Genomic DNA, 22016 nt, shown 5'->3' on the forward strand with positions numbered 1-22016 from the left:
CCTGACTTCCGTTGGCGGACAAGACACAGCGGCCCCCGGGGAGAGGAGCGGGGCCCATGTAAACATGTCGTGACCGTTTCGTGATGTGAGATCCAGGGAATAGCGGCCCTCTTCTGTGGGCTGGTTCACAAACCTTCAACCATGTATTTCTGCTCTCCGTAGAACGTCCATCACGCTGCGTCAAGGGCGCGCCGCATCTCGTTGAAAGTGGCGCGATTCAGGTCACGACAGGGCAGAAGCCCTTGTGCAGGGGCCGAATCCCGGTCCGATAGAGGGAGTTCTCCGAATGCGCGCAGTGACCTGGCACGGGCGAGCGGACGTCCGCGTCGACACCGTTCCCGACCCCGTCATCCACGAGCCGACCGACGTCATCATCGAAGTGACCTCGAGCGGGATCTGCGGGTCGGACCTGCACCTGATCGAGGTGATGGCGCCGTTCATGAGCGTCGGCGACGTCATGGGCCACGAGCCGATGGGCATCGTCCGCGAGGTCGGATCCGAGGTCACGAACGTGCGGCCGGGTGACCGCGTCGTCATCCCGTTCAACATCTCCTGCGGCACCTGCTGGATGTGCTCCCAGGGTCTGCAGTCGCAGTGCGAGACCACGCAGAACCGCGACCAGGGCTTCGGCGCGTCCCTGTTCGGCTACACCAAGCTCTACGGCCAGGTGCCCGGCGGCCAGGCCGAGTACCTGCGGGTGCCCTTCGGCAACACGCTGCCGATCAAGGTGCCGGAGGGACTGCCCGACGACCGCTTCGTCTACCTCTCCGACGTGCTGCCCACGGCCTGGCAGGCGGTGCAGTACGCCGGGGTCCCGCAGGCGAAGAGCGTCCTCGTCCTCGGGCTCGGCCCCATCGGCGACATGTGCACGAGGCTGGCCCAGCACCTCGGCGCGACCCAGGTGCTCGCCGCCGACGTCGTCCCCGAGCGGAACGCACGGGCACGGGCGCGGGGGTCGAGGTCATCGACTCCACCAAGCAGGCAGACGTCGTCCGCGCCGTCCGTGACGCCACCGACGGGCGCGGGCCGGACGCCGTGATCGACGCCGTCGGCATGGAGGCGCACGGCTCGCCCCTCGCCAGCTTCGCCCAGAAGGCGACGGCGGTCGTCCCCGACGCGATCATGGAGAAGGTCATGCAGGTAGCCGGCGTCGACCGTCTGGCGGCCCTGAACACCGCCATCGAGGCGGTCCGCCGCGGCGGCACCATCTCGCTCTCGGGCGTCTACGGCGGCGCGACCGACCCGCTCCCCCTCATGCGCATGTTCGACAAGCAGATCCAGCTGCGCATGGGTCAGGCCAACGTGTGGCGCTGGGTGCCCGACATCCTGCCGCTGCTGACCGAGGGCGACCCGTTCGGCGTCGACGACTTCGCGACCCACCACGTGCCGCTCGAGGAGGCCCCGCAGGCCTACATGAACTTCCGGGAGAAGAAGGAAGGCACGGTCAAGGTCCTGCTCACGCCCTGACCGCCGGCACCCCCAGGACCCGGTCCAGGTACGCGTTCGACAGCGTGCCGGCCGGGTCCAGGCGGTCGCGGAGCGCGACGAACTCGGCGAACCGCGGATAGCGCCCCGCCAGCGTGGCCGCGTCCAGCCCGTGCAGCTTGCCCCAGTGCGGGCGCCCACCCACCGAACCGGCGATCGACTCCAGGGCGTCGAACCACGGGCCGGGTGCGGTGCCCGCAGGAACGTGCGCCGCCACGTAGGCCGTGTCCCGACCCGACGCGGTCGAGAGCGGGATGTCGTCGGCAGCGGCCAGCCGCACCTCGACCGGGAAGGCCGCTCGCCAGTCACTGGCCTCGTGCACCCGGCGCAGTTCGGCCAGCACCGCGGGGGCGTCGGCACGGGGCACCGCGTACTCCATCTCCTGGAACCGGACACGGCGCCGGCTGACGAACACGCGGTGCGCATGGTCGGTCCACGACCGTGCGCCCAGCGCCTTGGCCGACATCCGCGCGAGCGGCGGCACGAGCGCCGGCACCCGGCGGCCCGCCGCCACGACGCCCGCGAAGGCCGCGTTGGCGAGGATCTCGTCGTCCCAGACCGCCCGCCACCGGGGCAGCGGCGCCAGCCCCTCCTCCAGCGACACCCGGGTGTTGCACTTCAGCAGCGTCGCGTCGGTGTGGGGGAACCAGTAGAACTCGACGTGGTCGGTCGAGGTCATCAGCTCGTCGAACCCCTCGATCGCGGCGGTCAGCGTGCCGGGGCCCTCCACCGCGCGCAGCGCGAACGCGGGCACCGCCTGCAGGGTGACCGCGGTGACCACGCCCAGCGCGCCGAGCCCGACCCGGGCGGCGCTGAAGACGTCCGGGTTCCGGTCCGGGTCGCAGGCGAGCACCTCGCCCGACGGCGTCACCAGCTGCAACGCCCGAACCTGCGTCGCCAGGCCGCCGAACCGGGCACCGGTGCCGTGGGTGCCGGTGGACAGCGCTCCGGCGACGGTCTGCCGGTCGATGTCGCCGAGGTTGATCAGGGACCACCCCTGCCGGACGAGCTCGGCGTTCAGCCGGTGCAGCGGGGTTCCCGCACCGACGGTCACCCGGCCCTCGCCGTCCACCTCGCCGACCCCGACCAGGCCGTCGCACACCAGCTGGACGTCCTCGGGCACCGCAACCGCGCTGAAGGAGTGACCGCTCCCGACCGGCCGGACCCGCCGCTCCGCACCCGTGGCCGCGGCGAGGACGGCGGCGACCTCACCGGCCGAGCGCGGGTGGACGACGTCGGCCTCCGCCCGCTGGTTGCCGGCCCAGTTGCGCCAGCGCCTGCGGCTCGCCGACGGAGCCGGAGCGTGCGTCACCCATGCCTCCCTCGTCGGTGGTGGAACTCTGCAGGGCGGCGACTGCGCAGGTCAACGGTCCGCTCGCTTGACCGCACCCCTCCCGCCCGGCACGCTCCGCAGCGATGAGCGCGTCCCATCCCGACTCGCAGCGGGCCCGCCTCGACGCCGCGACCGCGCACCTCGACCCCCGCTGGCGGTCCTCGACCTCGACGCACTCGACGCCAACGCCGACGACCTCGTCCGCCGCGCCGGCGGCAAGCCCCTGCGGGTGGCCAGCAAGTCGGTGCGGAACCGGGCGGTGCTGCGGCGGGTCCTCGGCCGGCCCGGCTTCGCCGGCGTGCTCGCCTACTCGCTGGCCGAGGCGCTGTGGCTCAGCGGCGGCGCGGACCCGGTCGCCACCGACGTCGTCCTGGGCTATCCGACGGTCGACCGGTCGGCGCTGCGCCGGCTGGCCGGGGACGCGGCGGCCGCGTCCAGGGTGACGCTGATGGTCGACTCGGTCGACCAGCTGGACCTCGTCGACGCCGTCGTCCCACCGTCGGCGCGGCCCGCGCTGCGGGTGGCCCTCGACGTCGATGCGTCCCTGCGCGCGGCCGGCGGACGCGTGCACCTCGGGGTGCGCCGTTCGCCGGTGCACTCGGTGGACGACGCGACCGCGCTGGCGCGCGCCGTGGCCGGGCGGCGCGGCTTCGCCCTCGTCGGTCTGATGGCCTACGAGGCGCAGATCGCCGGCGTGCAGGACCAGCCACCGGGCCGTCGGCTGCGGGGGGCCGCGGTCCGGCGCATGCAGGCGGTCTCGGGCCGGGAGCTCGCCGGCCGCCGCCAAGCCATCGTGTCGGCCGTGTCGTCGGTGGCCCCGCTGGAGTTCGTCAACGGAGGCGGAACGGGCAGCGTGGAGCGCACCGCCGCCGAGGACGCGGTGACCGAGATCGCGGCCGGCTCGGGCCTCTACGGACCGGCGCTGTTCGACGGGTACCGCGCGTTCACGCCCCGCCCGGCCACGTTCTTCGCCGTCCCCGTGACCCGGCTGCCCGCCCGGGGCACCGTCACCGTCGCCGGGGGCGGCTGGATCGCCTCGGGAGCGCCCGGCCCCGACCGGCTGCCGGTGGCCACGTACCCGACGGGGTTGCGGTGGCTCCCGGCCGAGGGCGCCGGCGAGGTCCAGACACCCCTGCGCGGTCCCGGGGCGGCCGGCCTGCGGATCGGGGACCGCGTCTGGTTCCGCCACGCCAAGGCCGGTGAGATCTGCGAGCACGTCGACGTCCTGCACGGCATCGCCGGCGAAGCCGTGGCCGAGGTGCTGCCCACCTACCGCGGCGAGGGCCGCGCCTTCGGCTAGCGCGCGCGGGCCACCCGGGTCTCGTCGAACACCGGCTCGGCCGACTCGTAGACCCGGCCATCGGCCCCGAACACCAGGAACCGGTCGAAGGAGCGGGCGAACCAGCGGTCGTGGGTCACCGCCAGCACGGTGCCGTCGAACGCCGCCAGCGCCTCCTCCAGTGCCTCGGCCGACAGCACGTCGAGGTTGTCGGTCGGCTCGTCGAGCAGGAGCAGCGTCGCGCCGGACAGCTCGAGCAGCAGGATCTGGAACCGTGCCTGCTGCCCACCCGACAGCGTCCGGAAGGGCTGATCGGCCTGGTCGGTCAGCCCGTACCGGCGCAGCGCCGCCATGGCCCGTCCGCGGTCCACCCCCGGCCGGCCGGGCTCGCCGTGCCACAGCAGGTCGACCGGCGTGCGGTCCTGCCACTCGGGATGGGCGTGGGTCTGCGCGAAGAACCCGGGGACGACGCGGGCGCCGAGCCGCCAGTCGCCGGCGTGCGCCACCTGCTCCCCCGCCAGCAACCGCAGGAAGTGCGACTTGCCCGCGCCGTTCGCGCCGAGCACGCCGACGCGATCGCCGTACCAGACCTCGAGGTCGAACGGCTGCATCAGCCCCGAGAGCTCCAGTTGCTCGGCCGTCACCGCGCGCACACCGGTGCGCCCGCCGCGCAGCCGCATCGCCACCTTCTGCTCGGGCGGGCGGTCGGGCGGTGGGCCCTCGGCCTCGAACTTCGTCAGCCGGGTCTGCATGGCGCGGTAGCGGGAGGCCATGTCCGCTGAGTTCGCCGCCTGCTGCTGCAGTGTGCGGACCAGCTCGACCAGCCGCTCGTGCTCCTCGTCCCAGCGCCGGCGCAGCTCGGCCATCCGGTCGTGCCGGGCGGTGCGCGCCTCGGCGTACGTCGCGAACCCGCCGCCGTGCACCCACGCCGTCCCGCCCTCGACGGTGACCACGCGGTCGGCGACGCGGGCCAGCAGCTCCCGGTCGTGGCTGACGAACAGCACCGTCTTGCGGGTCTCCAGCAGCCGCTGCTCGAGCCAGCGCTTGCCGGGCACGTCGAGGTAGTTGTCCGGCTCGTCGAGGAGCAGCACCTGGTCGGGCCCGCGGAGCAGCGCCTCCAGCGCCAGCCGCTTCTGCTCCCCTCCGCTGAGGGTCGACAGCTCCCGGTACTTGCACCGGTCGTAGGGCACGCCCAGCGCGGCGACGGTGACCGTGTCCCACGTGACCTCGGCCTCGTACCCGCCCACGTCGCCCCACCGCGCGAGCGCGTGCGCGTAGGCCATCTGCCCCCGCTCGTCGTCGATCTCCATGAGGGCGAGCTCGGCGGCGTCGACCGCCTCCCACGCCTCGCGGACGGCGGGCGGTGACAGATCGACGAGGAACCGCTGCACCGTCGTGTCGTCGCGCACGGCCCCGACGAACTGCCGCATGACGCCGAGCCCGCCGGTGCGGGCGACCGTGCCGGCCTCGGGGACGAGGTCGCCCGCGATGATCCGCAGGAGCGTCGTCTTGCCCGCGCCGTTCTCGCCGACGACCGCCGCCCGGAAGCCGTCACCGACGCGGAAGGACACGTCGGCGAGCAGCACCCGGCCGTCCGGGAGCGTGTGCCGGACAGCGCTGACGTCGACGTACCCCACCGGGACATCCTCCCGGTCGCGGCAATCCGATTTCGGCGGCTCTCCGGGTCCGGATCAGTCCAGCGCCACCCGCAGGCGCTGCCGGGCGAGGCGTTCGACGAGTTCGGGCAGTGCGTCGGCCGGGGAGCCGCGCAGCTCCTCCCGGCAGGTGCGGACCGTGAGCAGGATCGAGCGATGCCCCAGCTCCGGGAACTCCTGGGAGAGCCGGGCGTAGGCCGAGCGGACGGAGGGATCGGAGACGGTCAGCGGCACTGCCAACGTCATGGACGGTCCTCAGGGCGATGGCCGCGCGAGCGGCGGTGGTGGGACACCCCGTCACGGCCGCCTCAGTGGCCACCGTGGTTGCTGCTGTGCCGGGACACCGTCACGTGCGGCGCGCGCCGTTTCCAGGGACCAAGGTCCCACCCACAGTTCAGGCGTGGCGTGTCGTGACCGCGCCACGCCGGAGGCCGGGCTCAGCCCGCGGAGTAGTAACCGTTGTCGCCGGCCGCCGTGGCGGCGACCGCGTCCCGTACGACGGCGCTCAACTCGTCGGCGTCCACCACGTCGAGGGACGGGAAGCGGATGCAGCTCTTGCCGCAGGACACCTTGCCGAGGCGCTGGGCCCGCTGCTCGGCGAGGTAGCTCCCGTCGACGACGGCGCAGACGTAGAGGGAGAGGTGCCGCTTCTGCGCGGCGAGCGCGATGAGCGGCCACATCGTCGCCTGCCTGGCCGACTTCGGCTTGTAGGGCATGAGCCCGTACCCGAGCATCGCCGTCGAGCCCATGGGGACCAGCTGCCGGTCGATGCCCGGGGCGGCCGCCATGACCAGCTCGTCGACGCGGCACAGCTCCTCCGAGCGGGGCCCCGCCCGGTCGAACCAGTTCTCGATCTCGTCGGACATGCGCGGGGAAGTCAGCTGAGCATGATCGAGATGAGCGTCGCCGCCGCAGCGGCCAGCATCCCGAACACGATCACCATCGCCAGCATGCGCCGGCGCCGCTCCGCGCGGGACCGGTTCCCGCCCATCCTCGTCATGGCGGCACGTTACCTCCGGCGCCCTCGTCCAGGGCCCTCCGTCGTCCCCACAGGAGGGTGTCCAGCGCGGTCCCCGCCGGGGTCTCCCGGCGCACCTGCTCCAGGCGGTCGACGTCGAGCAGCTCCGCGACGGGTGCCAGCCGGTCGACCGAGTGCAGGATCGCCGGCTCCTGCGGGCCGCCGACGCCGTCGGCGATGTTGGCCAGGTCGTGCCCCAGCACCAGCAGCCGGCCGCCCGGCCGGAGCCACGAGACCGCCCGGGTGAGCACGGCGGCGCCGTCCTCGACCGGCAGGTGCAGGTAGGCGACGAGGACCAGGTCCAGACTCGCGGGTGTCGTCGTCCAGGTCAGGACGTCGGCGGTCACCCACGTGACGGCGCCGGCGCCGGGTTGCCGTCGGCCGCGGTCCAGCCCCACCGCGGAGAAGTCGACCGCGGTGACCCGCCAGCCCCGGCCGGCCAGCCACAAGGCGTGCCGCCCCTCCCCTGCCGCGAGGTCGACGGCGTCGCCCGGTGGTACTTCCTCGAGCAGCTCGGCCACCAACGCGTTCGGCGCCGACGACCACTGCTGCGCCTCGGCGTAGCGCTCGTCCCAGTCCGCTGCCCGCACGGGACGAGCATGCCGAGCCCGGTCCGGAGTGGCCAGTGACCTCGGGCAACGGTCAGGGTGGTCGGCATGGCCGCCGTCATCTCCCTGGTCGTCGTCGTCACCCTGGGCCTGCTCATCACCCGCATCGCCACGGTGGCGCTGACGATGACCGGGATGACGCTGCAGCACGCCCGGTTCCAGGCGCGGTCGGCGTTCACCGGGACGGGTTTCACGACGTCGGCGGCGGAGGCGGTGGTGGGACACCCCGCGCGGCGCCGCATCGTCATGGTCCTGATGCTGGTCAGCGGTGCCGGGGCGGTCTCGGTGCTGGGAACCCTGATCCTGAGCTTCGCCGGGGTCGACTCCACCGGCGGCGGCCTCCAGCGAGCGGCCGTCATCGTGGTCTCCTTGGGCACCCTGCTGTGGCTGGCGCGCAACCGCGTGGTCGACCGGGGCCCTCCGGCGGGTCATCGAACGGATGCTGCGCCGGTTCACCGACCTGGACGTCCGCGACTACGCCGCCCTGCTCCACCTGCGGGGCCGGTGGCGGGTGGTCCAGCTGCCGGTCGCGGACGACGACTGGATCGCCTCCCAGCCGCTGGGCGGCTGCGGCTGCCGGAGGAGGGCGTCGCGGTGCTCGGGGTGGAGCGGGACGACGACACCTGGATCGGCGCCCCGAGCGAGGACCTGCACCTGCGCCCTGGCGACATCGTCGTGCTGTACGGGCGCGAGGCCATGCTCGAGGACATCGCGGCGCGGCTCCACGGCGAGGAGGGGGAGGCGGCCAGCGAACGGGCCAGGGCCTGGCACGCCGCCACCCCGCCGTCCGAGCGGCTGCCGCGGCCCTGACCTGCCCGGGAACGTCGTACCGGGCTGGCACCGTGAGCCCTGTGACGACGAGCCTGCGCGACCTCGGCCTGCTGCGGCTGGCGGCCCTCCGGCTGGTCGGGCCGGGCGAGCCGACGGCGGCCGACGCCGTGCGGGTGCTCGGTGCCGTCCAGGCGCAGGACTATCCCGGGGCGCTCACCTCGGTGGCGCTGCGCACCGCGTCGCGGCTGCGCAAGGACGTCGTGGCCGCGCTCGACAGCGGTGCGGTGGTCCGCTCCTGGCCGATGCGCGGCACCCTGCACTTCGTCGCCGCCGAGGACCTGCGCTGGTTCCTCGACACGGTCGGCGTCCGCATGGTCAGCACGGTCAGCAGGCGGTGGGCCGACCTGGGGCTGGACGAGGCGCACGCCGAACGGGCCCGCGAGCTCGTCGACGCGGCGCTGAGCACTCGCGGCCGGCTGTCGCGGGCCGAACTCCTGGCGGCGATCGCCGACGGCGGGGTCGAGGTCACCGGCCAACGGGGCGCCCACCTCATCGGCTACCTGGCCCTGACCGGCACCACGTGCCTCGGCCCGACCGACGGCGAGCGCGAGCAGCTGTTCGTGCGGTTGGTGGACTGGGTGCCCGACCGGCGGCTCGAGCGGGAGCAGGCGCTGGCCGAACTGGCGCTGCGCTTCTTCACCGGGCACGGGCCGGCCACCGTCCCGGACCTCGTCCGGTGGGCGGGCAGCACCGTGCGCGACGTGCGGACGGGCCTGGCCGCCGTCCGCGACCGGCTGGAGTCGGTGACCGTCGAGGGCACCGAGTACCTGATGGATCCGGCGACACCCGGTCGGCTCGCCGCGGCCCGCGCCGAGGCCGAGGGCCTGCTGCTCCTGCCCGGGTTCGACGAGTTCGTGCTGGGTTACGGCGACCGCACCGCCGTCCTCCCGGCCGAGTTCGCCGAGCGCATCGTGCCGGGCAACAACGGGATGTTCCGGCCCACGGTCGTGCACGGCGGCCAGGTGGTCGCGACATGGCGGTGGACCGGCCGCGGCGCGACGCGGGCGGTCGCCGTCGAGCCCTTCCGCGAGCTCCCCGACGACGCTGCCGCAGCGATCCCCGGCCTGGCCGCGCAGCTGCCGTAGTCGCTCCATCCCCAGGCTTGTTCCCGCTGGTCATCGCGTCGCTGATGCCGTATTATCGAACGCATGTTCGACGATGCGCTCCTCGATCCGGGTGACCGGCTCTCGGTCCTCGAGACGGGGCTGCGCGGCTGGCTGGGAACCCACCACCCGCAGCAGCTCACGACCGTCGAACGACTGGCCGGCCCGACGTTCGAGGTCACCACCGGCACCGGCCGGCACGGCCGGGGCAGCCTGCGCGAGGAGATCGCCGACGAGGACGGTGGAGAGCGCCGCCTGGGCGAGTTCCGGGGGCTGCTGGAGACCGGTGCCCGGCATCTGGCCGCGGCCGCGGCACGCCATCGGGAGCAGGGCCGTCAGGCCGCTCTGGAGTTCCGGGCGCTGACCGCCTTCGCCAGGCACCGTCCGGCGTCGATCGACCGGGCCGACGAGGAAATCGGGGCGGCGGCGGCCGCGTCCCGGGCAGCGCGGCCCGAGGTGCTGACCGAGGTGAGCGAGTGGGCCGTGGACGAGGTGATGGCCGAGTACGGCCTGTCCTCCCGGGCCGCCACCGCCCGACTGCAGCTGGCGGTCACCCTTGCCGAGCAGCTGCCGGCCACCCTCGACGCCCTGGAGGCCGGGGTCATCTCCCGGCCGCACGCGGCGATGCTCGCCGACGAGCTCGGCGTGCTGACCGATCCAGCCACCCGCGAGCGAGTGGAGGCCGACCTGCTGGCCCGGGCTGCGGGCAGGTCGGTTCCCTCCCTGCGCGACGCGGCCCGCCGGGCGGTGCTGCGCGCGGATGCCGCCGCCGCGGCCGGCCGGCTGGCCAAGGCGATCCGCGCACGGCACGTGCGCGTGCATCCCGGCCATGACGGGGAGGGCAGCCTCACCGTCGGTGGCCTGCCGCTGCCGGTGGTGCTGGCCTGCCGCAAGGCGCTGGAGGGCTACGCCGAGGCCTGCAGGACTCCCGACGACCAGCGGACCAAGGACCAGCGGATGGCCGACTGCCTGGTCGACCTGCTCCTGCGCCCCGACGCCGCCCACTCCCCGGTGCAGCTCGACCTCACCGTCGTCGCCGGCGTGGGCACCCTGACCGGCGGTGACGAACCCGGGGAGGTCGACGGCCACCCCGTCCCCGCCGCAGTGGTCCGCGAACTCCTGCACGCCTTCGGACTGGGTGCCGGTACCGACCCGCGGCGCAGCGAGCGCCCCCGGACGCGCCCGGTCAGGGCGAGGCCGCGGCGAACGCGAGCGGCGACGCACCTGCCGGGGCCGCTGCCGCGAGCCCCACCGCGCCGGCGCCGGTCAGTCCCTCAGCCACCGAGAAGGTGCCTGGCTGGCTGTCCGAGCTGCTCGACCTCCGTCAGGTGGCCGGCACCGCGCTCACCCACCTACCGACGATCGCGGTGGTCGAGGAGATCACCGGGCAGCTGCTCGCCCTCACCAACACCGCGCAGCTGCGGTCCGGCCGAGCGCTCGGCCCACCAGGCGCCACCAACGGCTACTCGCCCTCGGTCCCGCTGCAGAAGTTCGTCCGCGCCCGCGACCGGCGCTGCCGCTTCCCGGGCTGTCGCACCGCCGCCGCCCGCTGCGACCTCGACCACAACCAGCCCTGGCCGCTCGGCCCCACCAGCGCCGACAACCTCTGCTGCCTGTGCCGCCACCACCACCGACTCAGCCACCAGGCACCGGGCTGGGCCATGCGCCGCCTCCCCGACGGCGGTCTGGAATGGACCACCCCCGGCGGGCAGATCCTCACCACCTACCCGCCGCCCTTCGGCACCGACGACCTCCCGCCACCACGACCACGACCACCGTCCCGGCCGCGCACCCTGCGAGAACGCATCCTCGGCCGGCCTTACACCGCCGAAGACCGACGCAGCGACCCCGCCCCCTTCTGACGACGACTCACCCCCGCGCGACCCGGTCTCGCGGATCGCTGCGCCGGCGGCCGAGGCTCAGTCGCAGGGCGGCGGCCGCAGCTCCTCGTCGGCCACGAGGCGCACCTCGTGGCCGGCGTCGTCGGTGAACAGCGCCTCGTCGCCGGTCAGCAAGGTGAGCGTGCCGGCCTGGTAGGGGTCGTCCCAACCGGCGGGTGGGCCGGCCGGTTCCTCGACCAGCGGCGGGTCGGCAGCGAACCAGGTACCACCGACGTCGGCGCCGAGCACCCCGCAGTGGGTGTACAGCTCGAACGGCACGGGGACGCCGACCTCGGGACCTCCGGCCTCGGGTGCCGACATCGCGGTGGCCCCGGAATCCTCCCCGGCGTCCTCCGCGCGCTGCTCCTCGCCGGCGCCGGCGGCGCTCTCGGCTCCGCCCGCTCCCCCGGCGTCCGCCACCGACGCCGCCGAGTCACCGGTGGGTGTCGAGGCGGGCCAGACGGTGACGCCGAGGGTCACCACCGAGGCGACGGCGGCGGCGACGAGCAGCGGGGCGCGCCAGCGCCGGACCGCCGCCGACGGGGGGCGCACCTGTGGCAGCGGGGCGTCGGCGTCGTCCTCGACCAGGTCGGCGTAGGCGGCCAGCGACGCCCGCAGCCGCGCTTCGAGGTCGGCGCTCACGACCGCCCTCCCAACTCGGTCTCCAGGGCGGCCAGCGCACGGGAGGCGCTCGACTTCACCGTGCCGCGGGCCACGCCCAGGACCGAGGCGATCTCCGCTTCGCTCAGGCCGGACCAGTAGCGGAGCACCAGCACCTCCCGTTGCCGCGACGGCAGGCGGCGCATCGCCTCGACCACCTCGCGATGTTCCTCGGACAGCAGCACCGCGAGGTCGGCCGGCGGCCCCTCCTCGGGCTCGGCGACGCGCAGGTGCCGCCGGGCCACGCCGCGTCGCCGCAGCTGTGAGCGGGCCCCGTTCACCACCGACGTCCGGAGGTAGCCGGCCGCGGCCGCCGGGTCGACGGCGTGCCAGCGGCGCTGCAGGCCGAGGAAGGCGTCCTGCACGACGTCCTCGGCGACGGTCCGGTCGTCGACGAGCAGGACGGCCAGCCGCAGCAACGGCAGGCGCTGGGACCGGTACAGGTCCACGAGCGCCGGATCCCAGGCGGCATCGGCGGTGACCCCCTCCACCGCCACCGCCTCTCCCATGGTCAGCACTCGCGCGTCCACCTCACCTCGGCTCACTGGACAGACGCCGAGGCCCGCACCGAGGTTGTCAGGGACGAGCCGGAATTTCGAGGAGGTGGTCAGCCGCGCCGCTCGAACAGGAAGATCGGGATCTCGCGGTCGGTCTTCTTCTGGTAGTCGGCGTAGTTCGGGAACGCGGCCACCGACCGCTCCCACCACACGGCTCGCTCCTCGCCCGAGATCTCGCGGGCCACGCCGTCCCACGGCTCGGGGCCGTCCTGGAGGGTCACCTGGTCCGGGTGGGCGCGCAGGTTGCTGACCCACGCGGGGTCCGTCGGAGCACCGCCCTGCGAGCCGACCATGGCGTACACGCCGTCGTGCTCCACCCGCATGAGCCCGAGCTTGCGGACGTTCCCCGTCTTCGCACCCCGGGTGCTGACGATGACGATCGGCAGCCCCGTGTCGCGGAGGGTGTTGGCCTCGCGCCCCCGGTCGCCTCGTAGCGCTCCACCTGGTCGCGGACCCACTGTGCGGAGCTGGGCTCGTACTTCCCCTCCAACGGCATGGGCCCGAACTTAGGCGCGCGGCCGCCTGGCCGCCCGGGGAGGCGAGTGGTCGATCGTGTGCGGCACGAAGTAGCTCAGGTTGTCGGTGATGAGGCCGTCGCTCTCCCGGATGCCCAGGCCTGCCGGCTCGCCGTCGATCACCCAGGCGCCGAGCACGGGGTGGTGCGAGCCGTCGACCCCCGGGAAGTCGGGCAGCGGCGCGAACTCCTGCAGGACGTAGCCCTCGACGCCGTACCGGCCGGGCAGCTCGGCGAGCACCTCGCCGTCGGCGACGATCGCGACGTTGGCCCCCTCCCTCCCCCACAGCGGCTTGCGCACGTAGCTGCGCCAGGAGGTGGGCGCGTCCTCGGCGAAGTAGGCCGGCAGCAGGAACTCGCCGAGCACCGGGTCGCTGCCGAAGAGTTGCCACAGGACGGGCAGCAGCGCCTTGGTGCTCCACAGCATCTTGTAGACCGGCTCGACCCACGTCGTGCCACCCGGGCGGGCGGCATCGGCGAGCACGGCGGGGCCGAACTCGTCCTCGATCAGCCATTCCCAGGGGTAGAGCTTGAAGACGACGTCGAGGTGCCGACCCTGCGGGTCGTAGAACCGCCCGTCGCCGTCGTCGAGCACGATGTCCTCGACGACGAGCTCGATCGCCTCGTACCCCGCCTGGACGACGGTGTCCATGAGGTAGGCGACCGTCATGCGGTCCTCGCCGGAGGTCTCCTCGCTGGTCCAGGCCAGGTGCACGCGGGGGCGGACGCCGGTGCGACGCTGCCACTTGAGCAGGTTGCGCTGCCAGGCGGCGACGAGCTTGTCGTGCAGGGCGTTCCACTGGTCGGTGCCCTGACCGGTGAACAGGTGCCAGTTCCACTGGGTGACCGCCGACTCGACCAGGCCCGTCGGGGTGTCCGCGTTGAACTCGAGCAGCTTGGGCGGCCCCTCGCCGTCGTAGCGCAGGTCGAACCGGCCGTAGATGCTGGGCGGCTCGGCCTCCCATGTCCGGCGGATCTGCGGTCGGGCCATCGGCGGGATCCGCAGCTGGTCGAACAGGTCGTTGTCCACGATGTGGTCGCCGGCGGCCACGCACATCTCGAACAGCTGGGCGACCGCCCCCTCCAGGCGCTGCACCTCGGCCATCGAGAAGTCGTAGAACGGGCCCTCGCGCCAGTAGCTGCGCACCTCGCCGCCGGGCAGGTGGGTCCGGTTGTAGACCAGCCCCTGGGCCTCGATCTCTGCCTCCCAGCCGGGCCGGACGACGCCGCTCTCGATCCGCCTCACGGCGACATCACCGCGAGATCTGCACTCTCGTGGTCATCGAGCGCTGATGGCCACCAGAGTGCAGATCTCGTGCGGGAGGAACCACTCAGCTGCCCGCTCCGGTGCCCGCGCGGTTGCCGATGCCGCTGCCGATACCGCCGGCTACCCGCGTGCCCGGGCTCACCGTGCCGTTCGCCGGCAGGCCGGCGCTGCGCCGCGCCTGCGTGTCGGTCGGGTTGATCCGGGTGCCGCCGCTGGGCAGCACCGTGCCCACCGGCAGGCCGCGGCCGAAGCCGCCGAGGTACAGGAAGAAGAGGCCGGCGCCCGGGCCGCGGTAGTCGTCGTCGCAGTAGTCCTCGTCGACGATCTCGCCGTTCTCGTCGGTGCAGTAGGCGACCTGCTCGGCCTCCTCCTCCGCGCCCGCGGCGCACCCGGCCATGAAGCCGGTCGCGGCCGTGGTGAGCACGGTCGTCGTCAGGGCGGCACGGATGCGGTTGGAGACCGCCACGACCACTCTCCCTCCATCGGTTGCCGCCGACAGTAGGACGTCGCGGCGTCCCCGTGCGCACTCCCGCCCCGCCCGGTGCGGGCCCGGGTCTGGGACAGTCCTGCAGCCGAACTCCGGGAGGCCCCCCATGAACAGTTCTCCGCAGCAGGCCCGTCGTCCCCAGGTGGTGGTGCGCGGCGAGGCCGCCGTGCTGGTCGACCCCGAGGTCGCCGACGTCGGCGTCACCGTGCGCAGCCGTGCCCGCGACCGCCAGACGGCTCTGGAGCGCTGCACCGCCCGGCAGGCCGAGGTGTCCGCCGTCGTCGCCGGCCTCGGCGCGGCCGTGGAGCGCTCGGAGACCACCGCGGTCTCGGTCCACGTCGAGGTGCGGGACCGGCGGGCCCCCGGCGAGCCCGTGGCCTCGGTGCACACCCAGCTCACGCTCGGCCGGATCGACGTCGTCGGCGAGCTGGTCGTCGCGCTGGGCCGGCTCGACGACGTCGCGGTGTCCGGTCCCGGCTGGCGGCTGCGCCCGGACAGCCCGGCGCTCGAACGCGCGCGGCTGGACGCGGTGCGCGACGCGGTCCGACGGGCCCGGCAGTACGCGGCGGCGTTCGGGGCCGAGCTGACCGAGCTGCTGGAGGTGGACGACACGGGGCACTCCGGCTACGGGCTCCGAGTCGCGGGCGCGATGGACTCGATGGCACGGTTCGAGAGCAGCGATCTCCAGCTCGACCTCACGCCCGCCCGGCAGGAGGTGCACGGCGCGGTGGAGGTCCGCTTCGCGATGTCCGAACCGGATCGGGAGGTCTTCGGCGCATGAGATACCGCGAGAGCGGCCGGCTCGACACGTCCGGCATCTCCGACCGGCGCGGTCGGGGTGGGATGGGCGGCGGCCGCGGGATCGCGGTGGGCGGCGGCGGGCTCGGCCTGGTGGGCCTGCTCATCGTCGTCGTCCTCCAGCTGGCCGGCGGGGGCGACGGCGGCACCGGTGCCGCGCTCGGCGGCCTGGCCGGGCTCGGCCAGGGCGAGCAGACCGACAACACCGCCCTCGAGCAGCGCTGCCGGACCGGCGCGGACGCCAACGACTCGGTCGAGTGCGCGGTGGTCGCCGACGTGGAGTCCATCCAGGACTTCTGGACGTCGGTGCTCGGCAGCGACTACGTGCCGACCGACACCAACTTCTTCTCCGGATCCGTGCAGACCGCGTGCGGCGGGGCCACCAGCGGTTCCGGACCCTTCTACTGCCCCGCGGACCAGCAGGTCTACATCGACCTCAGCTTCTTCGACCAGCTGCAGACGCAGTTCGGGGCTCAGGGCGGTCTCTTCGTCAACGCCTACGTCATCGCGCACGAGTACGGGCACCACGTGCAGAACCTGCTCGGCACCAACCGGCAGGTCAGGCCCGGCGACAGCGGGCCCGGGAGCGGCACCGTGCGGCTCGAGCTGCAGGCCGACTGCTACGCCGGCGCGTGGGCCAACCATGCCGAGACGGTGCCCGACGACTCGGGAGCGCCGTTGATCGAGGAGATCACGCAGGAGGACATCGACCGGGCGCTGGACGCCGCGGCTCGGATCGGCGACGACTTCATCCAGCGCAACCTCGGCAGTGGCACCGTCGACCAGGACGCCTTCACCCACGGCTCGTCGGCGCAGCGGCAGAAGTGGTTCATGACCGGCTACGAGACCGGTGACCCGCGGCAGTGCGACACGTTCGCCACCGACGACCTGGGCTGAACATGGGTGAACCTCTCGCGGTCACCCGCGACGGCGCCGTCGCCGTCCTGACCATCGACCGCCCCGAGAAGCGCAACGCGATGACCGCGGGCATGTGGGCCGCACTGCCGGAGGTGTTGGCCCCGCTGGCCGACGACCGCGCGGTCCGGGCACTGGTCGTCACCGGGCGCGGACCGAGCTTCTGCGCCGGCGCCGACATCTCCGACCTGCTCGGCGGCGGCGACCCCGACGATCCGATGGCCGACGTCCGTCGGGACAACCTGGCGGCCCAGGCCGCGCTGCGCGACTTCCCGAAGCCGACCGTGGCCATGATCCGCGGCCACTGCATCGGCGGCGGTGTCGAGATCGCCGCGAGCTGCGACCTGCGGTTCACCGACCCGACCGGCGTCTTCGGCGTGACGCCGGCCAAGGTCGGCATCGTCTACACGCCTCGGTCGACCAAGGCGCTGGTCGACCTGGTCGGCCCCGCCATGACCAAGTACCTGCTGTTCAGCGGTGAATTCATCGACGCCCCGACCGCCCTGCGCGTCGGACTGGTGGACCGGCTGGTGCCGACCGCCGACCTCGAGGACGAGGTGCGCCGCTTCACCGACGTCCTCACCAGCCGGTCGGCGCTGTCCCAGCGGGCCACCAAGGAGGTCGTCGCCGCTCTCACCGAGGGCCGGGACGGCGAGGACGACGTGGCCCCCTGGTACCGGGCCACCATCGCCGAGGGCGAGCTGGCCGAAGGGGTCGCCGCGTTCAGGCAACGGCGGTCACCGCTGTTCCCCTGGTCCGGATAGGAACCGTTTCGGTATCGATCATGGGGGTACCAGTGGTCCGCGGTGCTCCCCCGGGAGACTCCGCCCGTCATGGCTCCCCCCATGCCGTGGCGGTCTCCTCGAACACCCGAGCCGCACGGACGCGCCGGGTGGACCCACCGCAGCTCCCAGCGCCACCGGGCAGCGCCCGTTCTCCGCACGTGAACACGGCCTCGAGGCCTGGCGTCATGTGTGGCGGAACGGCCATGGGGTAGCGCCACATCCGACCAAGAACCATGCCGAGGAGGACCGATGACGCACAGCATCGACGCCCCACTCCCGCCCCCATCCTCGGGGTCGGGTTCCATGTCCGGTACGACCGGGACCACGTCCGGCACGTCCACGACCACGATGGACAAGGCCAAGGAGACCAAGGACGTCGCCGTCGACGAGGCCAAGAACGTCGGCCAGACGGCCGCGCAGGCCGGCAGCCAGGTCGCCTCGACCGCTGCCGAGCAGGCCAAGGAGGTCGCGCAGGAGACCCAGCGTCAGGCCAAGGACCTGCTCGACCAGGGCCGCACCCAGGTCAAGGAACAGGTCGTCTCCCAGCAGCAGAAGGCCGGCCAGGGCCTGTCGTCCATCGCCTCCGAGCTGCGCGCACTCGCCGACGGCACCAGCGAGGGTGCCCCCGGCCCCGCCCGTGACCTGCTCCAGCAGGCGTCGGGCATGGTCGAGGACTTCGCGAACAAGCTGCAGAACCGCGAGCCGGCCGAGCTGCTCGACGAGATCCGCAGCTTCGCCCGCCGCAAGCCGGGCATGTTCCTGCTCGGTGCCGCGGCCGCCGGTGTGCTCGCCGGCCGCCTCACCCGCGGCGTCCAGGCCGCGCACAGCACCAGTGGCTCCGGCACCTCGTCGTCCGGCCCGGGCACGAGCGGCTACAACTACGTCGACCCCGCGCCGACGTACTCCGGCTACGCCGGCACGACGGGCACGTCGGTCAGCACCCCCGTCAGCACCCCTGGTGCGGCCAGCACTCCGCTCCCGCCGCCGCCGTACGGCACCGTGCCGCCCGCCGGCAGCGCCGTGCCGCCGAACGCCGGCACCGGCTGGGACGACCCGACGCGCCGTCCGGGCGGGGTGGGCTGAGCCATGAGCTCCCCCTACTCCGGCGCCACTCCGGTGGGGACCCCGCAGGGCTACGCCGACCCCGCCGCCTCGGCGGGCCAGCAGAACTACGCGGCCGAGTACAGCGGCAACATGGCCGCCCCGACCACCGAGGAGGGCCGTCCCGACGTCGAAGGCGTCTCGGTCGGCCAGCTCATCGGTGAGGTCGCGAAGGACATGTCCACCCTGATGCGCCAGGAGCTCGAGCTGGCGAAGGTGGAGCTGAAGGCCGAGGCGAAGAAGGCCGGCACCGGGGCGGGCCTGTTCGGCGCCGCCGGGTTCGCCGGCTACATGATGATCGTGTTCCTGTCCGTGGCCCTGTGGTGGGCGTTGTCCCACCTCGTCGGCCACAGCTGGTCCGCGCTGATCGTCGCCGTTCTCTGGGGCGTCATCGCCGCCGTGACCGGCCTGATGGGCAAGAAGAAGTTCCAGCAGGTCAATCCCAAGCCCGAGCGCACCGTCGAGACCCTCCAGCAGGTCCCCGGCGCCCTGAAGCCCAACTGACGACCAGACTCGAGGAGTACCGATGACCAGCAGTGACCCGGACGTCATCCGGCGGCAGATCGAGGACACGCGGCGCGAGCTCAGCTACGACGTCGACGCCCTCAACGAGAAGGTGAACCCCGCTCGCGTCGTCGACCGGCGGGTGACCGCCGCCAAGGGCAGGATGAGCAACCTCAAGGAGAAGGTCATGGGCAGCGCCCAGGACACCAGCGCCCAGGCGCAGGGCATGGCCTCCAACGCGGCCGGCTCCGTGCAGAACGCCGCGTCGAACGCTGCTGACACGGTGCAGAACGCGGCGTCCAGCGCCGTGGGCACCGTGCAGCAGGCACCGGACATGGCGATCCGCCAGACGCAGGGCAACCCCTTGGCCGCCGGGCTCATCGCCTTCGGTGTCGGCTGGCTCGTCTCGAGCCTCCTGCCGGCGTCGGAGAAGGAGAAGCAGCTGGCGCAGCAGGCCGAGTCGGCCGTCAAGGAGCACAAGGACGCGCTCCTCGAGCCGGCGAAGCAGGCGGCCCAGGAGGTCGCCGACCAGCTCAAGCCCGCCGCCCAGGAGGCCGTGGAGTCGGTCAAGTCGACCGCTCAGGACGCCGCCGCGACCGTCAAGGACGAGGGCCAGACCGCCGTCCAGGACGTGCAGGGCCAGGCACAGCAGTCCAAGGAGACGGTGCAGAGCAAGGCACCGACCGGGTCCTGACCCGAGGGGTCGACCCGACCCGTGCTCCGAGACTGCGCCCCGCCGGGTTCTCCGGCGGGGCGCAGTGCTGTCCGGGGGTGTCACCTGTTGGGGTGAGGAGCCCTCCGACTGGCTGCAGGCAGCTCCTGACCAGGCCGTTGTCCTCAGAGACGACGTGCCCCGGACCTCCCGGGGCCGCTGAGGACGGGAGCTCGGCGTGGACGAGGCACCGCCCGCCGCCGCGGGGACCCCTGACCGGGTCCGGGTGCTCGTGGCCGACGACGAGGACGACATCCGCGCCCTCGTCGGTCTCGCCGTGGGCAAGGCCGGTTGCACCGTCGTCGCCTCGGTCGCCGACGGGACGGCCGCCCTGGCCACCGCGCGCGCCGAGCAGCCCGACCTCGCCGTCCTCGACGTCTCGATGCCCGGCGCCACCGGCCTCGAGGTGTGCGCAGCCCTGCGGGAGGACCCGGCGACCGCAGGCATCCGCATCCTGCTGCTCTCCGCCGGCGCCTCCCGGGACGACGTCGCCCGCGGTCTGGCCGCCGGCGCCGACGCCTACCTCGCCAAGCCTTTCCAGATCGCCGCGCTGGTGCACCAGGTCAAGGCGCTGACCACCAGGCAGCCCGCATGACGGTCGCCGACGCCGCCGTCCTCGGCCGCCCGGCACCCCGCGTCGGCCTGCGGGGTCCGGCCTCGGCGGGGCCGCTGCTCGAGCGCTCCCTGCCGTCCGCCGCCATGTTCGCGGCCGCCGCCGTCCTGGTCGCGGCCGGCGCACTGCCGGTCGTCGACGGCGAACTCGTGCTCGCCGGCCTGGCGACCGCGTTCCTCGCCACGCTCGTGGCACGGCTGGTGGTCCGGCCCACCGGGGACGGCGGCCTCGTGGTGCCGATCGCGCACCTCGGCGCCGTGGGCCTGCTGTCGGCCGGCACCGGTTCCCCGGCGGTGCTGTTCCTGCTCCTGGGCCCGGTGCTGGCCCTCGTGGCCGCCCCCGGCCGCCGCGGCGTCGTCCTGGCCGCCGCGGGCACGGCGGCGGTGCTGCTGCTGCCCACGGCCCTGACCTCGGCCGCCACCGTCCCGCCGGCGGGCGCACTGCTGCTCGGCCCGCTCGCGGTCGGGCTCGGCGGGCTCGCGGTGCACGAGGCGACCCGCAGGCTCGGCATCCAGGCGGCCGAGATCGTCCGGCTGGAGGGCCAGCGGGAAGCGCTGCTCACCCAGGTGCAGACCCGCGCGGACGAACTCGACGTCGCCACCCGCATGCTGGCCGCGCGTGCGCAGACCATGACCAGCGTCATCGACGCCGTGACCGAGCAGTCGATCATCGGCACCGACGTCGACGGCGTCATCCGCGTCTGGAACCCCGGCGCCGAGAAGATGCTCGGCCTCCGCCGCCCCGACGTCGTCCGCAAGCGCTCGATCGTGGAGTTCCACCTGCCCGAGGAGCTCGACGCCGCCGCCACGGACGCCGGGTCGGGGACCGGCCTCGACGCGCTGGTGCACGCCGCGCAGGAGCACGGCAGCGACGTCCGCGACTGGACCTACGTGGCCGCCGACGGCGAGGAGCGCACCGTCTCGGTCGCCGTGACCCCACGGACCGACGACCGCGGCGTGCACGCCGGCTGGAACTTCGTCGGCACCGACATGACCGAGGCCCGGGCCACCGAACGCATGAAGGACCAGTTCGTGAGCCTGATCAGCCACGAGCTCCGGACGCCGCTGACCTCGATCCTCGGGTACCTGGAGCTGGTCCTGGACGACGAGGAGCAGCCGCTCACCGACGAGCAGCGCAGCTACCTCACGACCGTCGAGCGCAACGCCGACCGGCTGCTGCGGCTGGTGGGCGACCTGCTGTTCACCGCGCAGGTGGACGCGGGGCGCTTCACGCTCGAGCCGCACGACGTCGACCTCGCCGGCGTGGTGCGCGCCGCGGAGGAGACGGCCCGGGTCACCGCCGCGACGGCCGGGGTCGAGGTGATCGTCGACCTGCCGGAGGATCCGCTCGTCGTCCCCGGGGACGCCGTCCGGCTCGGCCAGGCGTGCGACAACCTGGTGTCCAACGCCGTCAAGTTCACGCCGGCCGGTGGGCGCGTGACGCTGTCGCTGCGGGCCGCCTGGCGCGACGGCGCCCCCGTCGCCGAGCTGGCGGTCAGCGACACGGGCATCGGGATTCCCGGCGGCGAGCAGGCGAAGCTGTTCCAGCGGTTCTTCCGCGCCTCCACCGCGCGGCGCAACGCCGTCCCTGGCGTGGGTCTCGGCCTGGCCATCACCAAGGCCATCACCACCGCCCACGGCGGCACCCTGGACGTCGTCAGCGCCGAGGGCGAGGGCACCACGTTCACCCTCACGCTCCCCCGCGCCTGAGCCCGCCCAGCATCACCGCCGAGATGCGCATCAGGCCGGTATCGCACCCCGCGGATACCGGCCTGAGGCGCATCTCGAGGTCGTAGAAGCCCCGTCTGCGCAATACGCGAACGAGGCTTGCGGATTCCTTGCGGATCGCTGGCGGGTGGCCTGCGGTTGCCGTCGGAGAGTTCTCCCTGTCGCCGGAAGGGCCGGTGACCCG

At 73.7% G+C, this 22016-nt stretch carries 25 protein-coding genes and 1 pseudogene; 15 read left to right on the forward strand and 11 right to left on the reverse strand.

What is annotated here, in order from left to right:
* Nucleotides 1-286 precede the first annotated feature (286 nt).
* Both MVA48_RS09565 and MVA48_RS09570 read left to right on the forward strand, forming a co-directional pair.
* Nucleotides 287-1039, forward strand: coding sequence for an alcohol dehydrogenase catalytic domain-containing protein (locus tag MVA48_RS09565; protein WP_246988209.1), 753 nt, complete (start codon nt 287-289; stop codon nt 1037-1039).
* Nucleotides 1036-1467: a hypothetical protein gene (locus tag MVA48_RS09570; RefSeq protein WP_246988211.1), complete on the forward strand. Its 432-nt coding sequence runs from the start codon at nt 1036-1038 to the stop codon at nt 1465-1467. The genes MVA48_RS09565 and MVA48_RS09570 overlap by 4 nt, the downstream gene beginning before the upstream one ends.
* Here the strand turns inward: MVA48_RS09570 and MVA48_RS09575 are convergent.
* The gene (locus tag MVA48_RS09575; RefSeq protein WP_246988213.1) at nt 1457-2797 is read right to left on the reverse strand and encodes a D-arabinono-1,4-lactone oxidase; all 1341 of its coding nucleotides are present in this window, start codon (nt 2795-2797) and stop codon (nt 1457-1459) included. The two genes, MVA48_RS09570 and MVA48_RS09575, sit on opposite strands and share 11 nt — an antisense overlap.
* Before the next feature lie 67 nt (nt 2798-2864).
* Between MVA48_RS09575 and MVA48_RS09580 the strand changes: the two genes are divergently transcribed.
* Nucleotides 2865-4118, forward strand: a complete 1254-nt coding sequence (locus tag MVA48_RS09580; protein ID WP_246988215.1) for an amino acid deaminase/aldolase — start codon at nt 2865-2867, stop codon at nt 4116-4118.
* On the opposite strand, the gene MVA48_RS09585 is transcribed toward MVA48_RS09580, so the two are convergent.
* The 5 genes from MVA48_RS09585 to MVA48_RS09600 form a co-directional block, all read right to left on the reverse strand.
* Nucleotides 4115-5734: an ABC-F family ATP-binding cassette domain-containing protein gene (locus tag MVA48_RS09585; RefSeq protein ID WP_246988217.1), complete on the reverse strand. Its 1620-nt coding sequence runs from the start codon at nt 5732-5734 to the stop codon at nt 4115-4117. The genes MVA48_RS09580 and MVA48_RS09585 overlap by 4 nt on opposite strands.
* A gap of 54 nt (nt 5735-5788) precedes the next feature.
* The gene (locus MVA48_RS09590; protein WP_246988219.1) at nt 5789-5998 is read right to left on the reverse strand and encodes a three-helix bundle dimerization domain-containing protein; all 210 of its coding nucleotides are present in this window, start codon (nt 5996-5998) and stop codon (nt 5789-5791) included.
* 191 nt (nt 5999-6189) lie between these two features.
* Nucleotides 6190-6618 (reverse strand): DUF1801 domain-containing protein, encoded by a 429-nt coding sequence (locus tag MVA48_RS09595; protein ID WP_246988221.1) that lies wholly within the window; start codon nt 6616-6618, stop codon nt 6190-6192.
* A gap of 11 nt (nt 6619-6629) precedes the next feature.
* Nucleotides 6630-6752 carry a hypothetical protein gene (locus MVA48_RS23405; RefSeq protein ID WP_256461142.1) on the reverse strand — a complete coding sequence of 41 codons (123 nt, stop codon included), beginning with the start codon at nt 6750-6752 and terminating at the stop codon, nt 6630-6632.
* Nucleotides 6749-7360, reverse strand: coding sequence for a class I SAM-dependent methyltransferase (locus MVA48_RS09600; protein ID WP_246988228.1), 612 nt, complete (start codon nt 7358-7360; stop codon nt 6749-6751). The genes MVA48_RS23405 and MVA48_RS09600 overlap by 4 nt, the downstream gene beginning before the upstream one ends.
* Nucleotides 7361-7426: 66 nt before the next feature.
* Between MVA48_RS09600 and MVA48_RS09605 the strand changes: the two genes are divergently transcribed.
* The 4 genes and pseudogenes from MVA48_RS09605 to MVA48_RS09620 all read left to right on the forward strand — a co-directional run bounded on the left by MVA48_RS09605 (nt 7427) and on the right by MVA48_RS09620 (nt 11174).
* Nucleotides 7427-8188 carry a TrkA C-terminal domain-containing protein gene (locus MVA48_RS09605; RefSeq protein WP_246988229.1) on the forward strand — a complete coding sequence of 254 codons (762 nt, stop codon included), beginning with the start codon at nt 7427-7429 and terminating at the stop codon, nt 8186-8188.
* 41 nt (nt 8189-8229) lie between these two features.
* On the forward strand, nt 8230-9294 hold the full coding sequence (locus tag MVA48_RS09610; protein WP_246988231.1) for a winged helix DNA-binding domain-containing protein: 1065 nt from the start codon (nt 8230-8232) through the stop codon (nt 9292-9294).
* Nucleotides 9295-9807: 513 nt separating this feature from the next.
* Nucleotides 9808-10242 (forward strand): annotated as a pseudogene (locus MVA48_RS24095) (DUF222 domain-containing protein); the annotation flags it as partial.
* A gap of 359 nt (nt 10243-10601) precedes the next feature.
* Nucleotides 10602-11174, forward strand: a complete 573-nt coding sequence (locus tag MVA48_RS09620; protein WP_246988235.1) for an HNH endonuclease signature motif containing protein — start codon at nt 10602-10604, stop codon at nt 11172-11174.
* Between the two features lie 57 nt (nt 11175-11231).
* Here the strand turns inward: MVA48_RS09620 and MVA48_RS09625 are convergent, their stop codons facing one another.
* The 5 genes from MVA48_RS09625 to MVA48_RS09645 all read right to left on the reverse strand — a co-directional run bounded on the left by MVA48_RS09625 (nt 11232) and on the right by MVA48_RS09645 (nt 14656).
* Nucleotides 11232-11834, reverse strand: coding sequence for a hypothetical protein (locus tag MVA48_RS09625; protein ID WP_246988237.1), 603 nt, complete (start codon nt 11832-11834; stop codon nt 11232-11234).
* Nucleotides 11831-12382 carry an RNA polymerase sigma factor gene (locus MVA48_RS09630; RefSeq protein ID WP_246988239.1) on the reverse strand — a complete coding sequence of 184 codons (552 nt, stop codon included), beginning with the start codon at nt 12380-12382 and terminating at the stop codon, nt 11831-11833. Before MVA48_RS09630 ends, MVA48_RS09625 begins: the two co-directional genes overlap by 4 nt.
* 77 nt (nt 12383-12459) lie before the next feature.
* Nucleotides 12460-12867: a nitroreductase family deazaflavin-dependent oxidoreductase gene (locus tag MVA48_RS09635; RefSeq protein ID WP_246988240.1), complete on the reverse strand. Its 408-nt coding sequence runs from the start codon at nt 12865-12867 to the stop codon at nt 12460-12462.
* A gap of 48 nt (nt 12868-12915) precedes the next feature.
* A complete protein-coding gene (locus tag MVA48_RS09640) occupies nt 12916-14169 on the reverse strand; it encodes a glutathionylspermidine synthase family protein (protein WP_246988242.1) in 1254 nt (417 codons plus the stop codon).
* A gap of 85 nt (nt 14170-14254) precedes the next feature.
* Nucleotides 14255-14656, reverse strand: coding sequence for a hypothetical protein (locus MVA48_RS09645; RefSeq protein WP_246988243.1), 402 nt, complete (start codon nt 14654-14656; stop codon nt 14255-14257).
* Between the two features lie 127 nt (nt 14657-14783).
* Here MVA48_RS09645 and MVA48_RS09650 point away from each other — a divergent pair, with 127 nt between their 5' ends.
* The 8 genes from MVA48_RS09650 (at nt 14784) to MVA48_RS09685 (ending at nt 21814) form a co-directional block, all read left to right on the forward strand.
* Nucleotides 14784-15458, forward strand: coding sequence for an SIMPL domain-containing protein (locus tag MVA48_RS09650; protein ID WP_246988245.1), 675 nt, complete (start codon nt 14784-14786; stop codon nt 15456-15458).
* Nucleotides 15455-16372, forward strand: coding sequence for a KPN_02809 family neutral zinc metallopeptidase (gene ypfJ / locus MVA48_RS09655; protein ID WP_246988247.1), 918 nt, complete (start codon nt 15455-15457; stop codon nt 16370-16372). Before MVA48_RS09650 ends, ypfJ begins: the two co-directional genes overlap by 4 nt.
* Before the next feature lie 2 nt (nt 16373-16374).
* Nucleotides 16375-17154: an enoyl-CoA hydratase/isomerase family protein gene (locus MVA48_RS09660; protein WP_246988249.1), complete on the forward strand. Its 780-nt coding sequence runs from the start codon at nt 16375-16377 to the stop codon at nt 17152-17154.
* 270 nt (nt 17155-17424) lie between these two features.
* Nucleotides 17425-18258: a hypothetical protein gene (locus MVA48_RS09665; protein ID WP_246988251.1), complete on the forward strand. Its 834-nt coding sequence runs from the start codon at nt 17425-17427 to the stop codon at nt 18256-18258.
* Nucleotides 18259-18261: 3 nt separating this feature from the next.
* On the forward strand, nt 18262-18780 hold the full coding sequence (locus MVA48_RS09670) for a phage holin family protein (RefSeq protein ID WP_246988253.1): 519 nt from the start codon (nt 18262-18264) through the stop codon (nt 18778-18780).
* A 22-nt stretch (nt 18781-18802) separates the two neighbouring features.
* Nucleotides 18803-19474: a DUF3618 domain-containing protein gene (locus MVA48_RS09675; protein ID WP_246988255.1), complete on the forward strand. Its 672-nt coding sequence runs from the start codon at nt 18803-18805 to the stop codon at nt 19472-19474.
* Between the two features lie 196 nt (nt 19475-19670).
* The gene (locus MVA48_RS09680) at nt 19671-20087 is read left to right on the forward strand and encodes a response regulator transcription factor (protein WP_246988257.1); all 417 of its coding nucleotides are present in this window, start codon (nt 19671-19673) and stop codon (nt 20085-20087) included.
* Entirely contained in the window at nt 20084-21814 is a 1731-nt protein-coding gene (locus MVA48_RS09685; protein ID WP_246988259.1) for a sensor histidine kinase, read from the forward strand. Before MVA48_RS09680 ends, MVA48_RS09685 begins: the two co-directional genes overlap by 4 nt.
* Nucleotides 21815-22016 lie beyond the last annotated feature (202 nt).

The organism is Blastococcus sp. PRF04-17, from assembly GCF_023016265.1.
Lineage (GTDB): Bacteria > Actinomycetota > Actinomycetes > Mycobacteriales > Geodermatophilaceae > Blastococcus_B.